The following is a 3628-nucleotide window of genomic DNA, read 5'->3' as shown; positions in this document are numbered from 1 at the left end:
AACTTGAGTCAGTGAACCAAGAATCCCCCGAATTATATTCGTGGGGAGTGTCAAACCCCATTTAGGTTCGGCAGTGCATGAAACTCGCTATCAAATTGCGAAAGAAGCGGCAAAAAACATCCTACAAGGGATAGATGGGAAAGTGCCTCAGGGAAACGTTAATTATTTTGGAAGTTAAACCAGTAGAGCCATAGTTTAGCTTATGCTAGAGCCTTGAAACACCCTCAGAGAATGGCTCTCTCTCCTGTATTCTACCTCCTACCTCCTGCCATAACTCCAGAAATAATTTAAATGTTAAACAAAAGATTTGAAGTCTAAAAAAATCTTAAAAAAGAAATTAAAAGAATATATCATAATGAGCAAAACATTAATAAATATCAGTTTTATTACCGACAAGATTATCATTAGAATTAACGAGATGTTAATTAATCATGGCAGCTACACTCGATTATAATCGTAAACAGCCACCATATTTAATATAATGATATCAACTAAATCAACTCAAAACGATTGTCAATATTGTTCAGTCATATCCCAAAACAACGGCGAAGATCCCATAGGAACCGCAGGAAGCTATGATCATTGGCTAATTTTGGAACTTAAGCAACCTTGGCCTGGAAATATGTGGGTAGATGACGAGAAAATACAACCCTTGACTAAGCGTCTTAAGCAACTAATCTTTAGAAAAGGAATTATTCTTCGCCCAATTGCGATCGCACCGGATAGAGAATATTCTCAACCTGGTTACGCCAGACTGTTTTATTATCGTCGTTCCAAACAGTTATGTAGCAGTTACGAAAAGCAAGAATTCCTAGTTCCTCAAGACCAACTAATCCCTTTAGCAACAGCTATAGCAGACTCATTAATGAGGAAATCAAACTCACTAGAAACCTGGGAACCCTATCGCCAACAAAGCAGCGAAATTCGAGAAATGTTAGTCTGTACCCATGCTAACGTAGACCTAGCCTGTGGTCGTTTTGGCTATCCTGTTTATAAAAAACTGCGATCGGATTATACAAATAATCCCGAGAAACCTTTACGAGTTTGGCGATCTAGCCATTTTGGGGGCCATAAGTTTGCACCCACCCTCATCGATCTGCCTCGTGGTCAGTATTGGGGACATCTAACCCTAGAATCCCTAGATACTTTAGTGCATCAAAACGGTGACGCAGAAGACCTGCGCTTATTGTATCGTGGATGGGCAGGAATGGGAAAATTTGCTCAAATCGTGGAAAGGGAACTTTGGCAACAAGAAGGTTGGTCTTGGTTTGATCTTCCAAAAACAGCAAAAGTGATTAAAATTAAAGGTAAGGGTGTTCTTCCGTATATTTACCAGGTTTTAAGATTTATCCCGTCTCGAAGAGTTAATTTATTACTTAGTTTTTTAGCAAAAAAAGCTACGGTATCCTGGGTACGTTTAGAATTTATTAAAGATAATGTGATCAAAACCTACGAAGCAAAAGTAGAAATTAGCGGACAGGTAAACAGTACAGGATATTCTGGGAAAGATATTACCTTACGTCCTGTGAACCAGTATTGTGTAACCCATCTCAAAGATATCTCGACGAATTAATTTATCTTCCGTTGAGGGTATAGATTGGGGTTTTAAATCCCCATTCTATTTCTCTCCTGACTCCTGACTCCTGTCTTCTTCTCTAACTCCTAACACCGAATTCAAATTTCCACTCCGCCCAAAAAGTAAACCCTAATTATCAAATTTATGCCTACTTTTTTTCTAATTTGGTTTGGTCAAATGGTATCAACCATTGGCAGTTACATGACAGTTTTTGCCCTAACCATTTGGGTTTGGGACTCGACAAATTCAGCAACAGCCTTAACTTTAGTAGGTTTCTTCTCCCAACTGCCTCGAATTTTTGTAACACCAGTAGCAGGAATTATTGTAGACCGAGTTAATCGTAAATATTTGATGCTTATCGGGGACTTGATGGCGGGGGTGTGTACTATTGCGGTTGCAGTTCTTTATATTGAGGGAAGTTTACAAATTTGGCACTTGTACTTAGTTGTAGCAGTTTATAGTGGCTTTGGTCAGGTTCAAAGCCTAGCTTACTCTACATCTATTGCTCTGATGGTACCAAAAGAAAACTACACAAGGGCTGAAAGTATGGTAGCTGCGGTGAATTATGGTTCAGCCATCATCTCACCAGCATTAGCCGGTCGTCTTTATCCCGTAATTGGCTTACAAGGGATTATTGCCATCGATTTAATTACCTTTGTTGTCGCTTTATGTACCCTGTTTTTAGCGAAAATTCCTCAACCAAACTTTACCAACAATGAAGTCTCGGAAACCATGGTAGAACAATTAACCTTTGGTTTGCGCTACATTGTAGAAAGACCCAGTTTAGTGGCGATGGTTATTGCCTTTTCCCTATTTGCCATGGCCAATGATGTTGGGAAAGCCATATATAGCCCTATGATTTTAGCCCGTTCTGGAGGCAGTTCCGAGGTGTTAGGGAACGTCACAGCGGCGGCCGGTATTGGGGGGGTTCTTGGGGGTATTTTATTGAGTTTTTGGGGAGGATTTTCTCGCCGTATCAATGGAATGTTGCTAGGTTTTATGGGAACAGGGTTATTTAAATCCATAATGGGTATCGGTCAAGCTGCTACGGTTTGGATGGGGTCCCATTTCTTTGCCTCTCTGAATATTCCCCTGTTTTACAGTTCTAGTAATTCTATTTGGTATTCTAAAGTTCCCCCGAAATTACAAGGTCGGGTTTTAGGGGCCGATCAAACCATCGGTTTAATTATTGCTTCTGGTGCAACTTTGATTGCTGGACCCTTAGCAGACCAAGTCTTTGAACCAGCGATGCAGTCAGGGGGACTACTTGCTTCCATGTTCGGAGGAGTTTTTGGATCTGAAGCTGGATCGGGAATTGCTTTACTTTATACTTTAACCGCAGTCTGGATGTTTTTCGTCGGTTTAGGAGGGTATGCTTTTCAAACCTTGCGGGAGGTTGAAGTGAGACTACCAGATCACGATAGCTAACTAAAACTCACATCTTGCACCTGCGTCATAAAGTGGTGGTGAGGTTACGGTGTAGGGTGTGGGGTTAATTTGTATTTCCTAATGTGCTGTCTTGTTTTTGATTATGGAGTTTTTTTTATACTGTGTAAGTTCGATCTAAGAAAAATAAGAATAAAGCAGATAACATAATAAACATCATGTCCATCGCCATGAAAAATAGTAAGAATATAGCTGTCAAGATTGGGAGGTTCTTTAGCCCATTCCCAGATATTACAAGCTTCTAAGGCTAATTCTAAAGGATACATGATTAAATCATAGTTTCCTAGTCGCATACCTCCATCATAAAATTGATAGAGTTCATAATTCCTACACGAACCAAGAGAATAATTAGAAACTTCAACCGATTATTTAATCGTTTTCTAGCACTTTTTTGAATAAATTTCATGACTAAAGTTGATAATGGATATTGTTCAAACCAATAAGGGATAACGGACGATCTACGCTCGACCCGTTATCCCTTATTGGTTCAAGTAAAGTTAATTATCATTTAATCCGTCTTTCATATTCCTCGCGTGTGGTTTGCGCACCATATATAGTTAATTCAAATAAGATTGAGACAAATAAGAAGTATAATGAAGACAGATG

4 protein-coding genes are annotated in these 3628 nt (G+C 39.4%); 3 read left to right on the top strand and 1 reads right to left on the bottom strand.

Going from position 1 to position 3628, the window contains the following annotated elements; all coding sequences use genetic code 11:
- Nucleotides 1-40: 40 nt before the first annotated feature.
- The 3 genes from P9B04_RS17110 (at nt 41) to P9B04_RS17100 (ending at nt 3004) form a co-directional block, all read left to right on the top strand.
- A complete protein-coding gene (locus P9B04_RS17110; protein WP_342056188.1) occupies nt 41-178 on the top strand; it encodes a hypothetical protein in 138 nt (45 codons plus the stop codon).
- Nucleotides 179-481: 303 nt separating this feature from the next.
- Entirely contained in the window at nt 482-1573 is a 1092-nt protein-coding gene (locus P9B04_RS17105) for a sucrase ferredoxin (RefSeq protein ID WP_342056187.1), read from the top strand.
- Nucleotides 1574-1720: 147 nt separating this feature from the next.
- On the top strand, nt 1721-3004 hold the full coding sequence (locus tag P9B04_RS17100; protein WP_342056186.1) for an MFS transporter: 1284 nt from the start codon (nt 1721-1723) through the stop codon (nt 3002-3004).
- Nucleotides 3005-3105: 101 nt separating this feature from the next.
- On the opposite strand, the gene P9B04_RS17095 is transcribed toward P9B04_RS17100, so the two are convergent.
- The gene (locus tag P9B04_RS17095; RefSeq protein ID WP_342056185.1) at nt 3106-3315 is read right to left on the bottom strand and encodes a hypothetical protein; all 210 of its coding nucleotides are present in this window, start codon (nt 3313-3315) and stop codon (nt 3106-3108) included.
- Between the last annotated feature and the right edge of the window lie 313 nt (nt 3316-3628).

It is taken from the genome of Crocosphaera sp. Alani8, assembly GCF_038442745.1.
Classification (GTDB): domain Bacteria; phylum Cyanobacteriota; class Cyanobacteriia; order Cyanobacteriales; family Microcystaceae; genus Crocosphaera.
Note: the sequence above shows the minus strand (reverse complement) of the source record. Positions and strands in the feature narration are given on the sequence as shown.

Excerpts from the sequence above, each read along its gene's own strand:
- P9B04_RS17105 (WP_342056187.1), top strand. The coding sequence starts at position 482 with ATGATATCAACTAAATCAACTCAAAACGATTGTCAATATTGTTCAGTC.
- P9B04_RS17100 (WP_342056186.1), top strand. The coding sequence starts at position 1,721 with ATGCCTACTTTTTTTCTAATTTGGTTTGGTCAAATGGTATCAACCATT.
- P9B04_RS17095 (WP_342056185.1), bottom strand. The coding sequence starts at position 3,315 with ATGCGACTAGGAAACTATGATTTAATCATGTATCCTTTAGAATTAGCC.